General features: G+C 73.5%; 15 protein-coding genes and 1 riboswitch. Of the genes, 6 read left to right on the top strand and 9 right to left on the bottom strand.

Annotated elements, in window-relative coordinates:
• Window positions 1-128 precede the first annotated feature (128 nt).
• Window positions 129-2,327, bottom strand: coding sequence for an NADP-dependent isocitrate dehydrogenase (locus FE634_RS06460; RefSeq protein ID WP_138875411.1), 2,199 nt, complete (start codon window positions 2,325-2,327; stop codon window positions 129-131).
• 181 nt (window positions 2,328-2,508) lie between these two features.
• Between FE634_RS06460 and FE634_RS06455 the strand changes: the two genes are divergently transcribed.
• Both FE634_RS06455 and FE634_RS06450 read left to right on the top strand, forming a co-directional pair.
• A complete protein-coding gene (locus tag FE634_RS06455; protein ID WP_138875410.1) occupies window positions 2,509-3,630 on the top strand; it encodes an MIP/aquaporin family protein in 1,122 nt (373 codons plus the stop codon).
• A 138-nt stretch (window positions 3,631-3,768) separates the two neighbouring features.
• On the top strand, window positions 3,769-4,773 hold the full coding sequence (locus FE634_RS06450) for a malate dehydrogenase (RefSeq protein WP_396954631.1): 1,005 nt from the start codon (window positions 3,769-3,771) through the stop codon (window positions 4,771-4,773).
• A gap of 97 nt (window positions 4,774-4,870) precedes the next feature.
• On the opposite strand, the gene FE634_RS06445 is transcribed toward FE634_RS06450, so the two are convergent.
• The 6 genes from FE634_RS06445 to FE634_RS20930 form a co-directional block, all read right to left on the bottom strand.
• Window positions 4,871-5,218, bottom strand: coding sequence for a DUF3017 domain-containing protein (locus FE634_RS06445; RefSeq protein WP_137293186.1), 348 nt, complete (start codon window positions 5,216-5,218; stop codon window positions 4,871-4,873).
• A gap of 5 nt (window positions 5,219-5,223) precedes the next feature.
• Complete coding sequence (locus FE634_RS06440; RefSeq protein WP_148240441.1) at window positions 5,224-6,078, bottom strand: bifunctional methylenetetrahydrofolate dehydrogenase/methenyltetrahydrofolate cyclohydrolase; 855 nt, start codon at window positions 6,076-6,078, stop codon at window positions 5,224-5,226.
• A gap of 26 nt (window positions 6,079-6,104) precedes the next feature.
• Entirely contained in the window at window positions 6,105-7,346 is a 1,242-nt protein-coding gene (locus FE634_RS06435; RefSeq protein WP_138875409.1) for an MFS transporter, read from the bottom strand.
• A gap of 136 nt (window positions 7,347-7,482) precedes the next feature.
• Window positions 7,483-9,042 carry a bifunctional phosphoribosylaminoimidazolecarboxamide formyltransferase/IMP cyclohydrolase gene (gene purH / locus FE634_RS06430; protein WP_138875408.1) on the bottom strand — a complete coding sequence of 520 codons (1,560 nt, stop codon included), beginning with the start codon at window positions 9,040-9,042 and terminating at the stop codon, window positions 7,483-7,485.
• Window positions 9,043-9,068: 26 nt separating this feature from the next.
• A riboswitch (ZMP/ZTP riboswitch) is annotated at window positions 9,069-9,146 on the bottom strand.
• A gap of 2 nt (window positions 9,147-9,148) precedes the next feature.
• Window positions 9,149-9,781, bottom strand: a complete 633-nt coding sequence (purN, locus tag FE634_RS06425) for a phosphoribosylglycinamide formyltransferase (RefSeq protein WP_137293182.1) — start codon at window positions 9,779-9,781, stop codon at window positions 9,149-9,151.
• A gap of 10 nt (window positions 9,782-9,791) precedes the next feature.
• Window positions 9,792-11,069, bottom strand: a complete 1,278-nt coding sequence (locus FE634_RS20930; RefSeq protein ID WP_187366840.1) for a cell division protein PerM — start codon at window positions 11,067-11,069, stop codon at window positions 9,792-9,794.
• Window positions 11,070-11,216: 147 nt separating this feature from the next.
• On the opposite strand from FE634_RS20930, the gene FE634_RS06415 reads away from it, so the two are divergent.
• From FE634_RS06415 to FE634_RS06405, 3 genes are all read left to right on the top strand, one after another.
• A complete protein-coding gene (locus tag FE634_RS06415; protein WP_138875407.1) occupies window positions 11,217-13,088 on the top strand; it encodes a SigE family RNA polymerase sigma factor in 1,872 nt (623 codons plus the stop codon).
• Window positions 13,089-13,161: 73 nt separating this feature from the next.
• Window positions 13,162-13,947, top strand: a complete 786-nt coding sequence (locus FE634_RS06410) for a hypothetical protein (RefSeq protein ID WP_138875406.1) — start codon at window positions 13,162-13,164, stop codon at window positions 13,945-13,947.
• Window positions 13,948-14,036: 89 nt separating this feature from the next.
• On the top strand, window positions 14,037-15,338 hold the full coding sequence (locus FE634_RS06405; protein ID WP_138875405.1) for a hypothetical protein: 1,302 nt from the start codon (window positions 14,037-14,039) through the stop codon (window positions 15,336-15,338).
• Window positions 15,339-15,465: 127 nt separating this feature from the next.
• On the opposite strand, the gene sucD is transcribed toward FE634_RS06405, so the two are convergent.
• On the bottom strand, window positions 15,466-16,347 hold the full coding sequence (gene sucD / locus FE634_RS06400; RefSeq protein ID WP_137293177.1) for a succinate--CoA ligase subunit alpha: 882 nt from the start codon (window positions 16,345-16,347) through the stop codon (window positions 15,466-15,468).
• 18 nt (window positions 16,348-16,365) lie between these two features.
• On the bottom strand, window positions 16,366-17,535 hold the full coding sequence (gene sucC, locus FE634_RS06395; protein ID WP_137293176.1) for an ADP-forming succinate--CoA ligase subunit beta: 1,170 nt from the start codon (window positions 17,533-17,535) through the stop codon (window positions 16,366-16,368).
• Between the two features lie 388 nt (window positions 17,536-17,923).
• Between sucC and FE634_RS06390 the strand changes: the two genes are divergently transcribed.
• Window positions 17,924-18,910, top strand: a complete 987-nt coding sequence (locus FE634_RS06390; protein WP_138875404.1) for a M23 family metallopeptidase — start codon at window positions 17,924-17,926, stop codon at window positions 18,908-18,910.
• Window positions 18,911-18,925 lie beyond the last annotated feature (15 nt).

The raw sequence follows: 18,925 nt of genomic DNA, 5'->3' as shown, positions 1-18,925 counted from the left end.
CGTGCACTCCTCGTGCGTGCCCGCGCGAGGGCGGGCACGGTGGCGCCCACACGGCGCGGGCACGACGACGGCGGCGGACCCGCAGGGGATCCGCCGCCGTCGTCACGGCCGCCGGGGGCGGCCGGGTGTCACAGCGCCGCGAGGGCGGCGTTCAGCGTGGCGGACGGCCGCATCACGGCGTCGGCCTTGGTCGCGTCGGGGCGGAAGTAGCCGCCGATGTCGGCCGGGCTGCCCTGGACGGCGTTCAGCTCGGCCACGATCTTCTCCTCGTCGGCGGCGAGCGACTCGGCGAACGGCGCGAAGACCGCCGCCAGGTCGGCGTCCTCGGTCTGCGCGGCGATCTCCTGGGCCCAGTACAGGCCGAGGTAGAAGTGCGAGCCGCGGTTGTCGATGCCGCCGATGCGACGCGTCGGCGACTTGTCGTTCTCGAGGAACGTGCCGGTGGCCTTGTCGAGGGTGTCGGCGAGGACCTTGGCGCCGCGGTTGCCGGCGTGGTCGGAGAGGTGCTCGAGCGAGGCGGCCAGCGCGAAGAACTCGCCGAGGCTGTCCCAGCGCAGGTAGTTCTCCTTGACGAGCTGCTGCACGTGCTTGGGCGCCGAGCCGCCGGCGCCGGTCTCGAACAGGCCACCGCCGTTCATCAGCGGGACGACGGAGAGCATCTTGGCCGACGTGCCGAGCTCGAGGATCGGGAACAGGTCGGTGTTGTAGTCGCGCAGCACGTTGCCGGTCACCGAGATGGTGTCCTCGCCCCGGCGGATCCGCTCGATCGAGTACGCGCACGCGGCGGCCGGCGCCATGATCTCGATGGTGAGGCCGTCGGTGTCGTGCTCGGCGAGGTAGGTCCGGACCAGCCCGATCAGGTTGGCGTCGTGGGCGCGGTCCTCGTCGAGCCAGAAGACGGCCGGGGTGTCGGAGGCGCGGGCCCGGGTGACGGCGAGCTTGACCCAGTCGCGGATCGGGGCGTCCTTGGTCTGGCAGGCACGCCAGATGTCACCGGGCTGCACGGTGTGCTCGATGAGCACCTCACCGGCGGTGTTGACGACCTGCATGGTGCCGGCCGACGGCGCCTCGAAGGTCTTGTTGTGCGAGCCGTACTCCTCGGCCGCCTTCGCCATCAGCCCCACGTTGGGCACCGAGCCCATCGTGGCCGGGTCGTAGGCGCCGTGGGCGCGGCAGTCGTCGATGACGGTCTGGTAGACCCCGGCGTAGGACGAGTCGGGGATGACGGCCAGGGTGTCGGCCTCCTCGCCCTGGGGGTCCCACATGTGGCCGGAGGTGCGGATCATCGCGGGCATCGAGGCGTCGATGATGACGTCGGAGGGCACGTGCAGGTTGGTGATGCCCTTGCGGTCGTCGACCATCGCCATCGCGGGACCCTCGGCGAGGCCCTGGGCGACGGCGGCCCGGATCGCCTCGCCCTCGGGCAGCGACCCGGCCGCCTCCAGCAGGGCGCCGAGCCCGTCGTTGGGCGAGATGCCGGCGGCGGCGAGGACCTCGCCGTACTGCTCGAACAGGGTCGGGAAGAAGGCCTGCACGACGTGGCCGAAGATGATCGGGTCGGAGACCTTCATCATCGTGGCCTTGAGGTGCACCGAGAACAGGACGTCGTCGGCCTTGGCCCGGGCGATCTGCTCGGTGAGGAAGCGGCGCAGCGCGGCGACGTCCATGAACGTCGCGTCGACGACCTCGCCCTCGAGCACGGCCACGTCGTCCTTGAGCACCGTCTCGGTGCCGTCGACGCCGACGTGCTTGATGGTCAGGGTGTCGGCGGCCGGGATGATCACCGACAGCTCGTTGGAGAAGAAGTCGTGCTCGCCCATCGTGGCGACGTTCGTCTTGGAGTCGCTGCTCCAGGCGCCCATCCGGTGCGGGTACTTCTTGGCGTAGTTCTTGACCGCCGCGGGCGCGCGCCGGTCGGAGTTGCCCTCGCGCAGGACCGGGTTGACCGCCGAGCCCTTGACCTTGTCGTACGTGGCCGCGGTCGCCCGCTCCTCCTCGGTCGAGGGGTTCTCGGGGTAGTCGGGCAGGTCGAAGCCCTGCTCCTGCAGCTCCTTGATCGCGGCCTTGAGCTGCGGCACGGAGGCGGAGATGTTGGGCAGCTTGATGATGTTGGCCTCGGGGGTGGTGGCCAGGTCGCCCAGCTCGGCGAGCGCGTCGTCGGCGAGGCCGAACTGCGCAAGGATCCGGGCCGCGACCGAGATGTCACGGGTCTCGACGTCGACGCCGGCCTTGGCGGCGTAGGCCGCGATGATCGGCAGGAACGAGTACGTCGCCAGCAGCGGCGCCTCGTCGGTGTGGGTGTAGATGATCTTCGACTGGTCGGTCATGGGTGGTCATCAGCTCCTGCGGCGACGATGGGTTTCTTGACGTCAAGATACCTGACGTCCCTGCCTCCGCCAGACTTGCACCCCGACGGTCCCGCGGGCCAGCCGGTCGACGGTCCCCCGACCGGTCTAGAGTGCTGCTCTCCCAGGTTTCGTCCCACCGCGAAAGGGCAGGTCCGCCCACATGGACACCACCACTCCCGCTCCACCCACCACCGTGCAGAAGCTGCTGGCCGAGGCGATCGGCACGTTCGTGCTCGTCTTCATCGGCTGCGGCTCGGTCGTCCTGGCGACGCAGAGCGCCCGGGGGGCCACCGACTCGATCGCGACCCTCACCCAGATCGCCTCGATCGTCTCGATCGGCCTGTCGTTCGGCCTGGCCGTCACGGTCATGGTCTACACCGTCGGCCGCATCTCGGGTGGTCACTTCAACCCGGCGGTCACCGTCGGGGCGGCGCTCGGCGGCCGGATGGCCTGGACCCAGGTGCCGCTCTACGTCGGCGCCCAGCTCGCCGGCGCGATCGTCGCGGGCGCCGGCCTGCTCGTCGTGGCGATGGGCTTCGACGGCTTCGACGCCTTCACCGACACCCTCGGCACCAACGGCTGGGGCGACGACGGCGGCGGCTACGCGCTGTGGGCCGCGCTGCTGCTCGAGCTGATCCTGACCGCGATCTTCGTCTTCACGATCCTCGGCGTCACCGACGAGCGCAACGAGCACCCGGCCCTGGCCCCGCTCGCCATCGGCCTCACGCTCGCGATCATCCACTTCGTCGCGATCCCCGCCACCGGCACCTCGGTCAACCCGGCGCGGTCGATCGGCCCGGCGCTCTTCTCCGGCTCCGACCCGCTCATCCAGGTCTGGGTGTTCATCCTCGCCCCGCTGCTCGGCGGCGCGCTGGCCGGCTTCGCCTACCCGGCGATCTTCGGCCACGCCGGCGAGCCCGTCCCCGGCTCGGGCATGAACTTCGGCGCCAAGTCCGGTGGCGCGGTCCCCGGCTACGGCGCCCCCGACCAGTTCCAGCAGCAGTGGAACCAGCCCGGCGCCTCCCCCGCGTTCGGCGCGCACGACCAGGGCCAGGGCGCCCACGGCGCCTACCAGCAGCCCGCCGCCGGTGGGTACGCCGCTCCGCAGGCCGCGCAGCAGCCGGCCCAGGAGCAGCCGATCATCCAGGACGGGTGGCAGTGGGACCCGCAGGCCCAGCAGTGGATCCCGGCCCAGCAGCAGCAGCCGCCGGCCGGCGGCAGCGGCTGGCCGAGCCCCGGCTCGGGCGAGCAGACCCAGGTCCGCCCGTCCGACGGGCAGTGAGCGGGCACCTCGGCCCCTGCTGACGGCGAACCGCCGACCCAGACCGGTGCGGCCGGTCCCGAGCTCGCCCTCGGGACCGGCCGCACTGCTGTCCGCTCCCGCTGCTAGCGTCGGGAGCGACGTCCCAACCCACCTCAAATGACTCAAGGAGTCGTCGTGAGCTCAGCTCCGCTGAAGGTCGCCGTCACCGGTGCCGCCGGCCAGATCGGTTACAGCCTCCTCTTCCGTCTCGCCAGCGGCTCGCTCACGGGCGGTCGCCCGATCGAGCTGCGCCTGCTCGAGATCACGCCCGCGCTGAAGGCGCTCGAGGGCGTCGTCATGGAGCTCGACGACTGCGCCTTCCCCGGCCTCGCCGGCGTCGAGATCGGCGACGACGCCGAGAAGATCTTCGACGGCGTCAACCTCGCCCTCCTCGTCGGAGCCCGCCCGCGCGGCCCCGGCATGGAGCGCGGCGACCTGCTCTCGGCCAACGGCGCGATCTTCACCGCCCAGGGCAAGGCCCTCAACGCGGCCGCCGCCGACGACGTCCGGATCGGCGTCACCGGCAACCCGGCCAACACCAACGCGCTGATCGCGCTCAAGAACGCCCCCGACATCCCGGCCGAGCGGTTCTCCGCGCTCACCCGCCTCGACCACAACCGGGCCATCTCGCAGCTCGCCGCGAAGACCGGCGCCCCGGTCACCGACATCACCAAGATGACGATCTGGGGCAACCACTCCGCCACCCAGTACCCCGACCTCTTCCACGCCGAGGTCGCGGGCCGCAACGCCGCCGAGGCCGTCGGCGACCAGGACTGGCTCGAGAACACCTTCATCCCGACCGTCGCCAAGCGCGGCGCCGCCATCATCGAGGCCCGCGGCTCGTCCTCGGCCGCCTCGGCCGCCTCGGCGACCGTCGACGCCGCGCGCGACTGGCTCTACGGCTCCGCCGAGGGCGACTGGGTCTCCATGGCCGTCGTCTCCGACGGCTCCTACGGCGTGCCCGAGGGCCTCGTGTCCTCGTTCCCGGTCACCACCGAGAACGGCGACTGGAAGATCGTCCAGGGCCTCGAGATCGACGACTTCTCGCGCGCCCGCATCGACGCCTCGACCGCCGAGCTCGCCGACGAGCGCGCCGCGGTCACCGAGCTCGGCCTCATCTGAGCCGCACCCACCAGCAGCACCACGGACGCCACCTCGGGACCTCCCGGGGTGGCGTCCGGTTCGTGGCGGCGCGGACCCGCCGCGACCTCGTCCGGGTCTAGCCCGGCTGGTCCGGGATGGAGCCCGCGAGCCAGTACAGCGCCGCGGCGACGCCGGCCAGGATCAGCACGTCGAGCACCCGGTGCCGCACCGCGAGCATGCCGGCGTCGCGCCGCGGGAGCACCAGGCGCAGCAGGGCCGCGGCCGCCAGGGCGGCCGCGAGCACCCGGACGCCGAGGCGCCAGTCGCCGGTGACGACGATGCCGATCGCCGTGCTCGCGGTGAGCAGGATCGCCAGGTAGAACCCGCCGCCGACCGTCGAGGGGTAGCGGCGCGGCTGCCAGGCCCCGGGCGCCCCGACGACCTCGGGATCGCCGGTCCCCCCGGTCGGCTCGGGCTCGGTCACGGCGCTCAGGACGACGTCTCGAGCGCCTGCTCGGCGCGGCTGACGATGTTGCTCAGGAGCATCGCGCGGGTCATCGGGCCGACACCGCCGGGGTTGGGCGAGACCCACCCCGCGACGTCCCAGACGTCGTCGGCGAGGTCGCCGGCGATCTTGCCGTCGACGCGGGAGACGCCGACGTCGAGCAGCGCGGCGCCGGGCTTGACCATGTCGGCGGTGATCAGGCCGGGGACGCCGGCGGCGGCGATGACGACGTCGGCGGTGCGGGTGTGCGCGGCCAGGTCGCGGGTGCCGGTGTGGCACAGGGTCGTGGTCGAGTTCTCCGAGCGGCGGGTCAGCAGCAGGCCCAGGGGGCGGCCGACGGTGAGCCCGCGGCCGACGACGACCACCTCGGCGCCGTTCAGCTCGACGCCGTGGCGGCGGAGCAGCTCGATGCAGCCGATCGGCGTGCACGGCAGGGCGCCGGGCTCGCCGAGGACGAGCTTGCCGAGGTTGACGGGGTGCAGGCCGTCGACGTCCTTCTCGGGGTCGACGCGCGAGAGCAGCCGGAACTCGTCGAGCCCGGTCGGCTGCTGCACCAGGAAGCCGGTGCAGGCGGGGTCGGCGTTGAGGTCGTCGATGACGGCCTCGACCTCGGCCTGGGTGGCGGTCGCGGGCAGGTCGCGGCGGATCGACTCGATCCCGATCTCGGCGCAGTCCTTGTGCTTGGCGCCGACGTACCAGTGCGAGCCGGGGTCGTCACCGACCAGCACGGTCCCGAGGCCGGGGACGACGCCCCGCTCCCGCAGCAGGGCGACCCGCTCCTTGAGCTCGGCCTTGATGATCTTGAGGGTGGCGGTGCCGTCCAGCCGCTGCGCAGTCACGGAGGCCAGTCTAGGGAGGTCGGGCCTCAGGACCCGACCGGTGCCCCGACCTTGACCAGGTGGCGCTCGGCGGCCCGCGCCGCCGGGTGCGACACGACGGCCGCGGTGACCGCGATCGTGGCGATCACCGCCCAGCCCGGGGCGCCCCACTGCAGCGCCAGGAAGGTGTAGAGGGCGGGGAAGGCGATCGACTCGACCTGGTAGCCCATCCCCCACACGCCCTGGTAGTCGCCGAGGCGCCGGTGGTCGGAGAGCTCGGAGGCGAACCCCCACCCGGACGCCGACTGCCACAGCTCGGCACCGGTGATGGTGATGTGGCCGACCCAGATCAGGACGATCGAGATCCACCCGGTCGTCTCGTGGGTGACGCTGAGCACCAGGCACGACAGCACGAACGCCCAGCCCGACCAGCGCACCGCCCGCAGCGAGCCGGCGACGGTCTCGGACCCGCGCGAGGCGCGCACCTGGAGCAGCACGGCGAGCACGGTGTTGGTGCCGAACAGCCAGGCCAGCAGCTGCTGCGGGGCGTCGGTGCGCTCGACCAGCCACAGCGGCACGACGACGTTCAGCAGGATCTGGTTGGAGCCGAGGACGCCGTTGCACAGCGAGAGGACGACGAAGCCGGGGTTGCGCAGCGCTGCCGGGCCCATCTTCTCCAGCGGACCACCCGAGGCCCGGGGCGGACGCTCGACCGCCGGCAGGAAGGCGATCATCACGGCGTTCAGCACCAGCAGCCCGCCGGTGAGCAGCGGGACGGCGATGATCGCCTCGCGGCTGCCGATCCCGAGCGCCACGCCGCCGGCCCCGGCGCCGAGCGTGTAGCCGACGTTGCGCGCGGCGCGCATGTAGGCCATCGAGCGGACCCGGGTCTCGCGCGGGAAGATCGCGATCCGGTAGACCTCCCTGGCCGAGCGGCCCGCCGTCTCGATGGAGGCCAGCACGGCGAGCATCGTCACGAACGTCGCGAACGTGCCGATCGCGGGCCAGGCGAGGTAGAGCACCGCCTCGAGCAGCGAGGCGACCACCCACAGCAGCTTGGCCCCGACGACGTCGGTGAGCCGCCCGAGTGGGATCGACAGCAGCAGGCTGACCCCGGCCGCCACCGACATGCCCAGCCCGACCTGCGACCCCGTCAGCCCGACGATCTGGGTGAAGAAGACCGCCGTCCCGGTGAGGAACGACCCCGTCGCGAACGCCGACAGCACGCACTGCAGCGCCAGGTCGCGCTCCAGCCGCGTCGGCGGCACCAGCCCGGTCCCCCACCCCACCGTCGAACCCCTCTCGTCCCCGCTGACCCGTCAGTGATCAGCGACGGGTCAGCGTCAATCCCATCGACCCGTCGCTGATCAGCGACGGGTCAGCGTCAGTCCCATCGACCCGTCGGTGATCAGCAACGGGTCAGCGTCAGTGGGCGAAGTGGCGGGTGCCGGTGAAGTACATCGTGACGCCGGCCGCCTCGGCGGCGCGGACGGTCAGCTCGTCGCGGACCGAGCCGCCGGGCTGGACGATCGCGGTGACGCCGGCGTCGATGAGGATCTGCGGGCCGTCCTCGAAGGGGAAGAAGGCGTCGGAGGCGGCCACGGAGCCGGCGGCGCGGTCGCCGGCGCGGGAGACCGCGAGCCGGCAGGAGTCGACGCGGTTGACCTGCCCCATGCCGACGCCGACCGAGGCGCCGTCCCTGGCGAGCAGGATGGCGTTGGACTTGGCGTGGCGGCAGGCCTTCCAGGCGAAGGCGAGGTCGGCGAGCACCTCCGGCGAGGCGGGGGTGCCGGTGGCGAGGGTCCAGGCGGCCGGGTCGTCGCCGGGGGCGTCGACGTGGTCGACCTGCTGGGCGAGCTCGCCGCCGGAGACCGGACGGCGCTCGACGGCGGCCGCGCGGTCGCCAGCGTCGACGGCGCAGCGCAAGATCCGGATGTTCTTCTTGCCCTGGAGGATCTCCACGGCGCCCTCCTCGTAGTCGGGGGCGACGATCACCTCGGTGAAGACCTCGGCGACCTGCTCGGCCATGGCCACCGACACCGGGCGGTTGACGGCGATCACGCCGCCGAAGGCCGAGGTGGGGTCGCACTCGTGGGCGCGGCGGTGCGCCTCGGCGACGTCGGCGCCGACCGCGATGCCGCAGGGGTTGGCGTGCTTGATGATCGCCACCGCGGGCTCGTCGAACGACAGCGCGGCCCGGCGGGCGGCGTCGGTGTCGACGTAGTTGTTGTAGGACATCTCCTTGCCGTGCAGCTGCTCGGCGGCGGCCAGCCCACCGGTGCCGTCGACGTAGAGGGCCGCCTGCTGGTGCGGGTTCTCGCCGTAGCGCAGCGAGGTCTGCAGCCGCAGGGTCCGTCCGCCGAACGTCGGCCACGCGCCCGCGACCTCCCCCGCGACCTGGCCCGAGAACCACTCGGCCACCGCGACGTCGTAGGAGGCGGTGTGGGCGAACGCCTCGGCGGCCAGCGCGCGGCGCTGCTCGAGGGTGAAGCCGCCGGCGCCGACGGCGGCGAGCACGTCGTCGTAGGCCCACGGCGAGACGACCACGGCGACCGAGGGGTGGTTCTTGGCCGCCGCGCGCACCATCGAGGGGCCGCCGATGTCGATCTGCTCGACGACGTCGTCGGGCGCGGCGCCCGAGGCGACGGTCTCGCGGAACGGGTACAGGTTCACCACGACGAGGTCGAACGGCTCGACCTCGAGGTCGGCCAGCTGCTGCACGTGGCTCTCGAGGCGGCGGTCGGCGAGGATGCCGGCGTGCACGCGCGGGTGCAGCGTCTTGACCCGGCCGTCGAGGCACTCGGGGAACCCGGTGAGGTCCTCGACCTTGGTGACCGGCAGGCCGAGGCCCTCGATCAGCGCGGCCGAGCCGCCGGTCGAGACGAGCGCCACCCCGGCGTCGTGCAGGCCGCGGACCAGGCCCTCGAGGCCGGTCTTGTCGTAGACGGACACCAGGGCCCGCTTGATCGAGATCTGGTCAGCCATGTCAGAGCGCTCCTGCGTCGGGACGGAGGGGCCACCCAGGCGGACGATGACCCCCGACGTTCACTCCCCGGTGGTCACCCACCTGCGCCAGTCGTGTGCCGGCAGACTATCGGTCCTCGACGTCCGCGCCGAACCGGACCGTCCGGCCCTCGACGGCGAACCCCTCGCGCGCCATCCGGCCCACGGCGTCGACGAGCATGGCCCGCTCGGCGACCTTGATCCGCTCGTGCAGGGAGGCCTCGGTGTCGCCGTCCTCGACCGGGACGGCGGTCTGGGCGACGATCGCGCCGGTGTCGACCCCGGCGTCGACGACGAAGAGCGTGCAGCCGGTCACCTTGACGCCGTAGGCGAGCGCGTCGGCCGGGCCGCGCATGCCGGGGAACGCCGGCGACAGGGCCGGGTGGGTGTTGACCGTGCGACCGCCGTGCGCGGCGAGGAAGGCATCGCCGACCAGCTTCATGAACCCGGCCAGGACGACGACGTCGGGCCGGTGCTCGCCGACCAGGCGCGCCAGCTCGGCGTCCCAGGCGGCCCGGTCCGCGCAGCCCGCGACCGTCAGCACGAACGTCGGGACGCCGGCCCGCTCGGCCCGCGCGAGCCCCTCGACTCCGTCGCGGTCGGCACCGACCGCGACCACCTCGGCGCCGTACGCGGGGTCGGCGCAGGCGTCGAGCAGGGCCTGGAGGTTGGTGCCGCTGCCGGACACGAGGACGACCAGACGGCGGGGACGGCGAGGCACGGCGCAGACCCTACTGGCCGGGCTCCTCGAGCGAGACCTCCACCGGCATGCTCCGACGCTGCCACCAGGTCATCGCGGCACCGCCGACGAGACCGCCGAGGCCGAACGACGTCAGCGCGTGCAGCAGCACGTCGAAGGTGAACGGCGCGACGTCGGCCATCCGGCCCGGCCCGACGGCACCGCCGGCCACCGAGGCGGCCAGCGCGAACAGCACCCCCGCGACGACGCCGCCGGCGACCCCGCGGACGGCGCCCTCGACGTAGTAGGCCGTCGGCCAGGCCCGCTGCGACCACGCGGCGGCGGCACAGGCGACGAGGGGCGGCAGGAGCATCAGCCAGCCGGTCCAGCCGGGGGTGGGGCCGTCGTCGGGGAGGGCGGCGAGCACCGGGAACGCCGGGAGCGGGCCGAGCACGACCAGCCCGGGGGTGACCAGGGTGCCGGTGCCGACGCTGAAGCCGGGACCGAGCAGGTAGGAGCCCGAGAAGATGACGGCGTTCGGCAGCAGGGCCAGGCCGAGGGCGACGACGAGCACGACCGCTCCCCCACCCCCGCCGAGCTGGCCCATCACGTTCGCGGCGGTGCTGAGGTCGACCACGAGGGCGACCACGAAGGCCAGCAGCGAGACCAGCGTCCAGGCCACCACGACTCGGCGCACGACGTGGGCGCTGGCCCGCACGGTCGTGGGGAGGTAGCCGGCCCAGATGGCGGCCCGGCCGGAGCCGACGGCGATCGCGGGCACCCCGACGAGCAGGCACAGCAGCACCGCCCACAGCACCACCCGCGGCAGGCTCGGCGCCGTCGCGGGGGTGGAGGCGAGGGTGAGGGTGACGACCGCGGTGGCGACGTACCCGACGGTGAGCAGGAGCCCCGCGGCCGGGACCACGAGGTCGCGCCGGCCGTCGAGGACGCCGTCGGCGTCGGGTCCGTGGCCGGAGACCGAGGCGCCGACGCGCTGGCCGATCCGCCACAGCGCCCAGGCGCAGAGCAGGGTCAGGCCCAGCGGCACCGCGGTGACCGGCGTCCCCTCGATCCGCACGCCCGAGCCGTGGCCCATCAGCCAGGCCAGCGCACCCGTGCGGAGCCCGTCGCGCGGAGCGCCGTGCGACCCGCCGTCGGTGAGGAACCAGCCGGCGACGCCCATGGCCAGGCACACCAGCAGGGTCGACGTCGCGGCCGCGAGCCCACCGGCGGTCGCGACCAGCGCGAGCGGACGGCGGGTGGCGAGGTCGTCGCGCACCTGCTCGGCGGTGCGGCCGCGTCGGGTCTCGGAGGGCAGCAGTGAGGTCATGACCGGTCCATCGTGGCCCGGCGCCCGGCCCCGATCGTGCTCCCACGCCGACCCCGCCCGGGCCGGCACCGGCACCGGCCCGGCGCCGGACCCGGGGCCCGCGCCGAGTCGGCGTCGACGTGCCCCCTCGTCTACCGTGGACGGGCGATGAGGCAGCCCGACGAGTTCGACGAGTTCTACAAGGACGCCCGCGACCGCCTGCTCGCCCAGACCTACGCGATGACCGGCGACCTCGGCGCCTCGCGCCGGGCGGTCCGTGACGCCTTCGCGGTCGCCTGGCAGCGCTGGCGCAAGCTCTCGCGCCTCGAGCGGCCCGAGGACGTCGTCCGCCCGCACGCCTGGCGGCTGGCCCAGCGCCGGCACACCGCCCGCGTGTGGCACCGCGAGCGCGACATCGACCCCGACGTCCGGGCCACCCTCGACGCGCTGGGCAAGCTGTCGACGCCGCAGCGCAAGGCGTTGGTGCTCACCCAGCTCGCCGCGGTCTCGATGCCGCAGATGGCCCGCGAGATCGGGCTCACCCTCGAGCGCGCCGAGATCGAGCTGCAGGCCGGGACGACGGCCCTCTCGCTCGAGCGCGAGGTCCAGGCCAGCGAGCTGCGGGCGGTCTTCGACGCCCTCGCGACCTCCGTGCAGGACCGCGGCCGGTTCCCGCGGGCGCCCATCGTGCGTCGCACGGGCAACACCCGCCGCCGCGGCCACACCCTGCTCGGCGCCGTCGGCGCCGTCGCGGCGCTGGTCGTCACCGGCTCGCTGGTGACCGACGCCGGCGGCGTCCGGCCCACGCTGCACGCCCAGCCCGACAAGCCGGCCCGCACGCCCGCGCCGGTCGTCGAGGCCGAGGTCGAGTCCGGCGTCACCGTCACCCTCCCGGACACCGCGCTCCTCGACGTCGCCACGATCGAGACGGCCTACCCCGGCCGCACCTGGTCGGAGCGGCGCACCGTCGACAACAGCGAGGGCAGCGGGATGGTGCTCCCGTGCCAGGTGGCGCGCTACGCCGACCCGGCCGGCACCGCCGCGCTGGTCCGGACCTTCCGCGCCACCGCGGACCGGCAGCCCGCCGCCACCGCCGTGCAGCTCACGGAGGCCTCGGCCCGCCCGCGGGCGGCCCAGCGCACCTTCCGCGCCACCACCGCCTGGTTCGCCGGCTGCACCGACCAGCGTGTTCAGCTGCTCGCCACCCGCACCCCCACCGGGGTCGGCGACGACGCCGTCCAGCTGGTGCTGCGCTCCTTCGCGGCCCCGGTCACCACCTACGTCGTGGGGGTCGCCCGCACCGGCCTCTTCACGACGACCACCGTCGTGGAGACCCCGGGCGACGATGTGCCCGACCGCGACGCCGCGGCCGCCGTGCTCGCCGCCGGCGTCGGCGGCCTGTGCGCCCTGCCCGGCGCGGGCGCCTGCGCGCCGTCACGGCCCACCCTCGCCGACCGTGAGCCGGTCCCGGCCGGGCGGCAGCCGGCCCTGGTGTCGGAGATCGACCTGCCGCCGGTCTCGGGCGTCGACGACCCGTGGGTCGGCACCGAGCCGCGGCGCGCGACCACGAACGCCGCGGCGACGGGGTGCGACACCACCTCGTTCGCCGGCCGCTTCGGCGGGGCGCGGTTCACCCGCAACGCCACCCGCACCTTCCTGGTGCCGGGGGCCGACCTCCCCCGGGAGTTCGGGCTCACCGAGACCGTCGGGGCGCTGCCCGCCGCCGGCGCCGCCGGCCTGGTCGAGCAGGTCCGCGACCGCCTGGCCAGCTGTCCCGAGCGCGAGCTGAACACCGACGTGGAGCGGCTCGTCGACCGCACCGACGGCGCCGACGCGCTCACCGCCTGGCGCCTCGAGGTCAGGGTCACCGACGAGCGCACCGTCACCTACCTGATGGCCGTCATCCGCACCGGCACCTCGGTGGCCCAGCTCACCTTCGTGCCGACCCGCGACGCCTCGATCGGGACCGACGTCTTCGTCGACCTCGCCGAGCGGGCCCAGGCCCGGCTGCGGCAGCTGCCCGCACCCGACCGGGGCTGAGCACCCCGCGACAACTTCCCGGGACCGGACGTCGTCCCACCTCCGCACGCTGACCCCAGCCGAGGAGGACCCGGTGGACGCAGGCTCCGCACGACCCCGCCGCACCATGACGGCCGCACTCGTCGCCCTCGTCGTCCCACTCACGCTGGCCGGGTGCGGCAACCAGGACGACGCTGGCGAGCGCGACGAGCGGACCGCCGGGTCCGCCGCGCAGGCCGCCACGGTCGTCGAGACCGAGCCCCCGACCACCGCACCCCGGATGGCCGCCTCCGACGACGGACTCGGTGAGTGGGACTTCGGCGACCCGGCCGGGCCGGCCCTCGAGTCCATGACCGGCTCGCTCGGCAAGGCCGACGTCGACACCGGCTGGGAGGAGTTCCGGCGCCTCGACGGCCACGACGGCTGGTACCGCGACGACGACCCGCTCGGCGACTCCTGGCAGCACCGCTACTTCCGGGCGGCGTGCTGGGAGTCGCTGTGCTCGATCTTCGGAGGCGGGTCGCCCTCGGACGCGGCCTTCGTCGGGTGGGAGGTGTCGGCGTTCCAGCGCTGGAACGAGCACGCCGACGCCGACGCCGACGCCGACCCCACCGCGCCGCGGATCGCCCTCGCCGGGAGCGGCGTCCGACTCGGCGACACCTGGGCCGACCTCCGTGCCGCCTACCCCGGGGCCGAGGCCGGCGGCGGTGAAGGCGCGTCCCTCGTGGTCGGCACCCCGCCGTGGCCCGGCATCTTCGACGGGGCCGGCGCGTGGCGCCTGAGTGGCACCTGGGACAGCGAGCGCCCCACGTGGGCGCCCGACGACGTCGTCATCACCCGGATGTCCGGGGGCGTCGGGCCGGAGCCGGGCTGCTGCTGAGCCGCCCGACCCGAGGCGGCGGCCGACAACTTCTCGGACCGGCCGACCGTCCCACCCCTGCACGACGACCCCAGCCGAAGGAGCACCCGATGAACGCCGGACACCGCCGTCTCGCCCCAGGACTGGCCGCCGCCACCGCCGTCCTCGTCCCGCTCGCCCTCACCGGCTGCGGCGACGCCCGCACCGACGACACGACCCGCGACCAGGGTGCCGACCGGTCCGCGACCGCGACCGCCGTGGCGGAGTCCGCCCCGACGAGCGAGGACGCTGCTGCCCGGCTCCCCGACGACTTCCCCCTCGCCGCCGCGCTGCCCGCCACCAACGGTGACGACGGCACGCCGGTCCGGGTGACGGATCGACCGGGCACCGACGGCGTCGAGCTGTGTGGCGACCAGGCCTGGACGCCCGACGAGACGCTCGACGTCGCCGGGGTCACCTACGCAGGCGAGGCCGAGGACTTCCGCGGCCGCACCCTCGCGCTCTACGCCGACGACGCCGCCGCGGCCGCGGCCCTCGACCGCGCACGCGACGCGTTCGCCGCCTGCCCGGCCGGCACCGTGGGCGGCACCGACCAGGTCTACGAGGAGGTCGCCAGCGGTCGGGGTGCGGTCACCTACACCCATCGCTACCGCTACCAGGGCAGCTTCGACACGGGGCTCGAGGTCATCCAGGTCGTCCAGGTCGGGCCGGCGCTGTACCTGGCGTCGTACTACGGCGAGGGCGGTGGGAGCCCCGCGACGATCGCGTCGTCGGTCGAGGAGGCCCGGAGGTCGTCCCGCCCGGTGGTGGAGGCGATGTCCGACCTCGGTGCGGACACGCCCGACACCACGCCGGAGGCTGCCGACGTCCCGCTCGCGGCCGGGTGGCCGACCGGGCCCGTCGAGGCCGGCAGCGCCGGCGTCGAGGTGCCCGTCGACGAGCTCGATGCCTCGTTCGCGGACCACGCCTGCGACGCCCCGGCGCCGGCCGGTGACCCGACCGAGGTCGTGCGCGGTCAGTTCTCCGACGTCGAGACCTACCTCACCCGCGAGCTGCTCACCTTCGCCGACGCGGACGCCGCGGTCGCCCACGTGGCCGGCCTCCGGGACTTCTACGCCGCCTGCCCCACCCGGACCGTGGACGGCTTCTCCCACCCGGTGCGCACCTTCGACACCGCGGTCGGCGGCCAGTCGTTCGCCGTCGTCCGCAGCACCGAGCACGACGCCCACCCTGCCATCGGGGTGAGCGCGCTCCAGGTGGTCCGGGTCGGGAGCGCCGTCCTCCTCGACACGGTGTCGACGGAGGGATCCGCGAGCGACGAGGCCGCGGCGCACGCCCTGGCCGACGCGATGGCCGAGGAGTCCGGCGACGTCGTCGCCGCGATGTGCGCCTTCACCGAGGCCGGCTGCTGACCCACGCCGCCTGCCGCCGACGACGACGCCGCCGACGACGACGACGCCGCCGACGACGACGACGAACGGCCCGCCACCTCGGTCGAGGTGGCGGGCCGTCGTCGGACCGTCCGGGTGGGCGGTGCGGTCAGAGGCTCTGCAGGATCTCGCGCATCAGGGCGGCGGTCTCGGACGGCGTCTTGCCGACCTTGACCCCGACGGCCTCGAGGGCCTCCTGCTTGGCGGCCGCGGTGCCCGAGGAGCCGGAGACGATGGCGCCGGCGTGGCCCATCGTCTTGCCCTCGGGGGCGGTGAAGCCCGCGACGTAGCCGACGACCGGCTTGGTCACGTTGTCCTTGATGTAGGCCGCGGCCCGCTCCTCGGCGTCGCCACCGATCTCGCCGATCATCACGATCGCCTTGGTGTCGGGGTCGGCCTCGAACGCCGCGAGGGCGTCGATGTGGGTGGTGCCCACGATCGGGTCGCCGCCGATGCCGATGGCGGTCGAGAAGCCGAAGTCCTTCAGCTCGTACATCATCTGGTAGGTCAGGGTGCCCGACTTCGACACCAGGCCGATCGGGCCGGTGCCGGCGATGGTGTGCGGCGTGATGCCGGCCAGCGACTCGCCCGGGGTGATGATGCCGGGGCAGTTCGGCCCGATCATCCGGGTCGACTTGCCCTGCAGGTAGGACCACACCTCGGCGGTGTCCTGGACCGGCACGCCCTCGGTGATGACCACGAGCAGGCCGATGCCGGCGTCGATGGCCTCGATGCAGGCGTCCTTGGTGAACGCCGGCGGCACGAACGCCACCGACACGTCGGCGCCGGTCTCGCGCATCGCCTCCTCGACGGTGCCGTAGACCGGCAGCTCCTTGCCGTCGAGCTCGACCGTGGTGCCGGCCTTGCGGGCGTTGACGCCGCCGACGATGTTGCTGCCGGACTGGAGCATCAGGGTGGTGTGCTTGGCGCCCATGCCACCGGTGATGCCCTGGACGATGATCTTGCTGTCCTTGTTCAGGTAAATAGACACGTCGTGATCTCTCCGGTCTCAGGCGTTGTTGGCGAGCTCGGCGGCCTTGTCGGCCGCGCCGTCCATGGTCGGGACCTGCGTCACCAGCGGGTGGTTCAGCTCGTCGAGGATCGCTCGGCCCTTGTCGACGTTGTTGCCGTCGAGGCGGACGACGAGCGGCTTGGTCGCGGCGTCGCCGAGGATCTCCAGCGCACCCTTGATGCCGTTGGCGACCTCGTCGCAGGCGGTGATGCCGCCGAAGACGTTCACGAAGACGCTGCGGACCTGCTCGTCGCCGAGGATGACGTCAAGCCCGTCGGCCATCACCTGCGCGTTCGCGCCGCCGCCGATGTCGAGGAAGTTGGCCGGCTTGACGCCGCCGTGGGCCTCACCGGCGTAGGCGACGACGTCGAGGGTCGACATGACCAGGCCGGCGCCGTTGCCGATGATGCCGACGGCACCGTCGAGCTTGACGTAGTTGAGGCCCTTCTCCTTGGCCTTCGCCTCGAGCGGGTCGGTCTCGTCCTTGATCTCGAAGGCCCCGTGGTCGGGGTGCCGGACCTCGGAGGCGTTCTCGTCGAGCGAGACCTTGCCGTCGAGCGCCTCGAGCTTGTCGCCGGCGAGCCGCGCGAGCGGGTTCACCTCGACCAGCGTGGCGTCCTCCTCGACGAAGACCCGGTACAGCGACTGGATCATCGCCACGGCCTGCTCGTAGACGGCCTCGGGGAACTTCGCCTCGGTGGCGATCTCGCGGGCCTTGGCCTCGTCGACGCCGGCGCCGGGGTCGATCGCGATCTGCTTCACGGCGTCGGGGTTGGTCTTGGCGACCTCCTCGATCTCCACCCCACCCTCGACGCTGGCGATGCAGAGGTACTGGCGGTTGGCGCGGTCGAGCAGGAAGGAGAAGTAGTACTCCTCCTCGGGGGGCGTGGCCGGGGTGACCAGCACCCGGTTGACCGGGAGGCCCTTGATCTCGAGGGCGAGGATGTTGGTGGCGTGCTCGAACGCCTCGTCGGGCGTCTTGGCGAGCTTGACGCCGCCGGCCTTGCCACGTCCGCCGGCCTTGACCTGGGCCTTGACGACGGTGACGCCGCCGATCTGCTCGGCAGCGGCCTTGGCGGCCTCAGCGGTCTCGACGACGACACCGAGGGTCGTCGCGACACCATGCTTGGCGAAGAGCTCCTTCGCTTGAAACTCCATCAGGTCCACTGGTTCACCACGTTCTTGAGAGGGTTGTCACGCGTCGGGGCGAGCGGCCCGGTCCGGCCTCGAGGGGGCGAGCCGCGCACGTGGCGTGCTTCCTCGTGGCACCCTAGTCCCGTCGCGGCGCGGAGCCGCGCCGAGGTCCGGATCACCGCACCTGCGTGATTCCGCCGCGCGTCCGGCCGGCGTCGTCCACACTGGGGGTGAGCGGTGATTTCGAGCAGGTCGCGGACTCGGCTAGAGTGACTCGTCGTTCGCTCGACCACCACTGTTCGGCACGTCTCCCCCCACGCGTGCAGCACCAGCAACCAACGGAGTCGTCTGACCTATGGGAAACCACCGAGCGGATCGCCGCGCGCCTCGACGCCCGGAGACCCGACCGGAGACTCCCTACGTGGGCCGCCGTGTTGCTCGTCCCGAGCCCGTCGAGCCGACCACGCCGCTCGAGCAGGTCGCCCACGTCGAGCCCCTCGCGGCTCCGGTGCCGACCCCGCCCTCGACGCCGGCCGCCGGCACGGGCACGCACACCGGCACCCACTACTTCGGTGACCTCGACCTCACCGCCGAGATCCCGCTGGTGCGGGAGGCCACGCCGGGCAAGCGCAAGGCGGTCAAGCACGCCGGCGCGCGCGGCTCGCTGTTCCGCGGCCTGCCGTCCCCGCCCCTGCTGCTCGGCGTCGCGACCCTGGCCGTCGCCGTCGGCGGTGTGCTCACCTCCGGTGCCGCCGACACCGACCAGCAGCTCGCGCGCACCGTCGTCGTCAACGACGTCCGCCCGGCCACCGCGCTCAGCGGCTCGGGCGGCACCGGCACCGTCGACGGGCTGCGCGCCGACGTCAGTCGCTCCTCCGACCGCGGCGCCCTCGACCAGGCCAACGGCGACGAGGACCTCCTCGCCGCCGCTGAGGCCCAGGCCGAGCAGCGCAACGCCGCCCTCGGCGAGCTCGCCGCGCAGGCCGAGAAGCAGGCCGCCAAGATCAAGGAGAACCGCTGGTTCCTCCCGCTCAACCCGTCGATCACGACCGCGACGTTCGGTCAGACGGGGCTGTGGGCCAGCTACCACACCGGGCTCGACTTCAACGGCGAGACCGGTGACTCGATCCACGCGATCGCCAACGGCACCGTGACCTTCGTCGGCTACGACGGGTCCTACGGCAACAAGACCGTCGTCACGCTCGAGGACGGCACCGAGATCTGGTACTGCCACCAGACCGACCAGTACGTCTCCGTCGGCGACGTCGTGAACGGCAACGACGTCATCGGCACCGTCGGCACGACCGGCAACGTCACCGGCTCGCACCTCCACGTCGAGGTCCGCCCCGGCGGCGGCGACCCGGTCGACCCCTACGCCGCGTTCGTCCAGCACGGCGTCACGCCCTGAGTCGCCTGCCGGCCC

This window comes from Nocardioides sp. S-1144, from assembly GCF_005954645.2.
GTDB lineage: Bacteria > Actinomycetota > Actinomycetes > Propionibacteriales > Nocardioidaceae > Nocardioides > Nocardioides dongxiaopingii.
Note: the sequence above shows the minus strand (reverse complement) of the source record. Positions and strands in the feature narration are given on the sequence as shown.

Bases quoted from the DNA above. Each gene is read 5' to 3' on its own strand.
- purH (WP_138875408.1), bottom strand. From the start codon at position 9,042: ATGGCTGACCAGATCTCGATCAAGCGGGCCCTGGTGTCCGTCTACGAC.
- FE634_RS06415 (WP_138875407.1), top strand. From the start codon at position 11,217: ATGAGGCAGCCCGACGAGTTCGACGAGTTCTACAAGGACGCCCGCGAC.
- FE634_RS06455 (WP_138875410.1), top strand. From the start codon at position 2,509: ATGGACACCACCACTCCCGCTCCACCCACCACCGTGCAGAAGCTGCTG.
- FE634_RS06450 (WP_396954631.1), top strand. From the start codon at position 3,769: ATGACTCAAGGAGTCGTCGTGAGCTCAGCTCCGCTGAAGGTCGCCGTC.
- FE634_RS06460 (WP_138875411.1), bottom strand. From the start codon at position 2,327: ATGACCGACCAGTCGAAGATCATCTACACCCACACCGACGAGGCGCCG.
- FE634_RS20930 (WP_187366840.1), bottom strand. From the start codon at position 11,069: ATGACCTCACTGCTGCCCTCCGAGACCCGACGCGGCCGCACCGCCGAG.
- FE634_RS06405 (WP_138875405.1), top strand. From the start codon at position 14,037: ATGAACGCCGGACACCGCCGTCTCGCCCCAGGACTGGCCGCCGCCACC.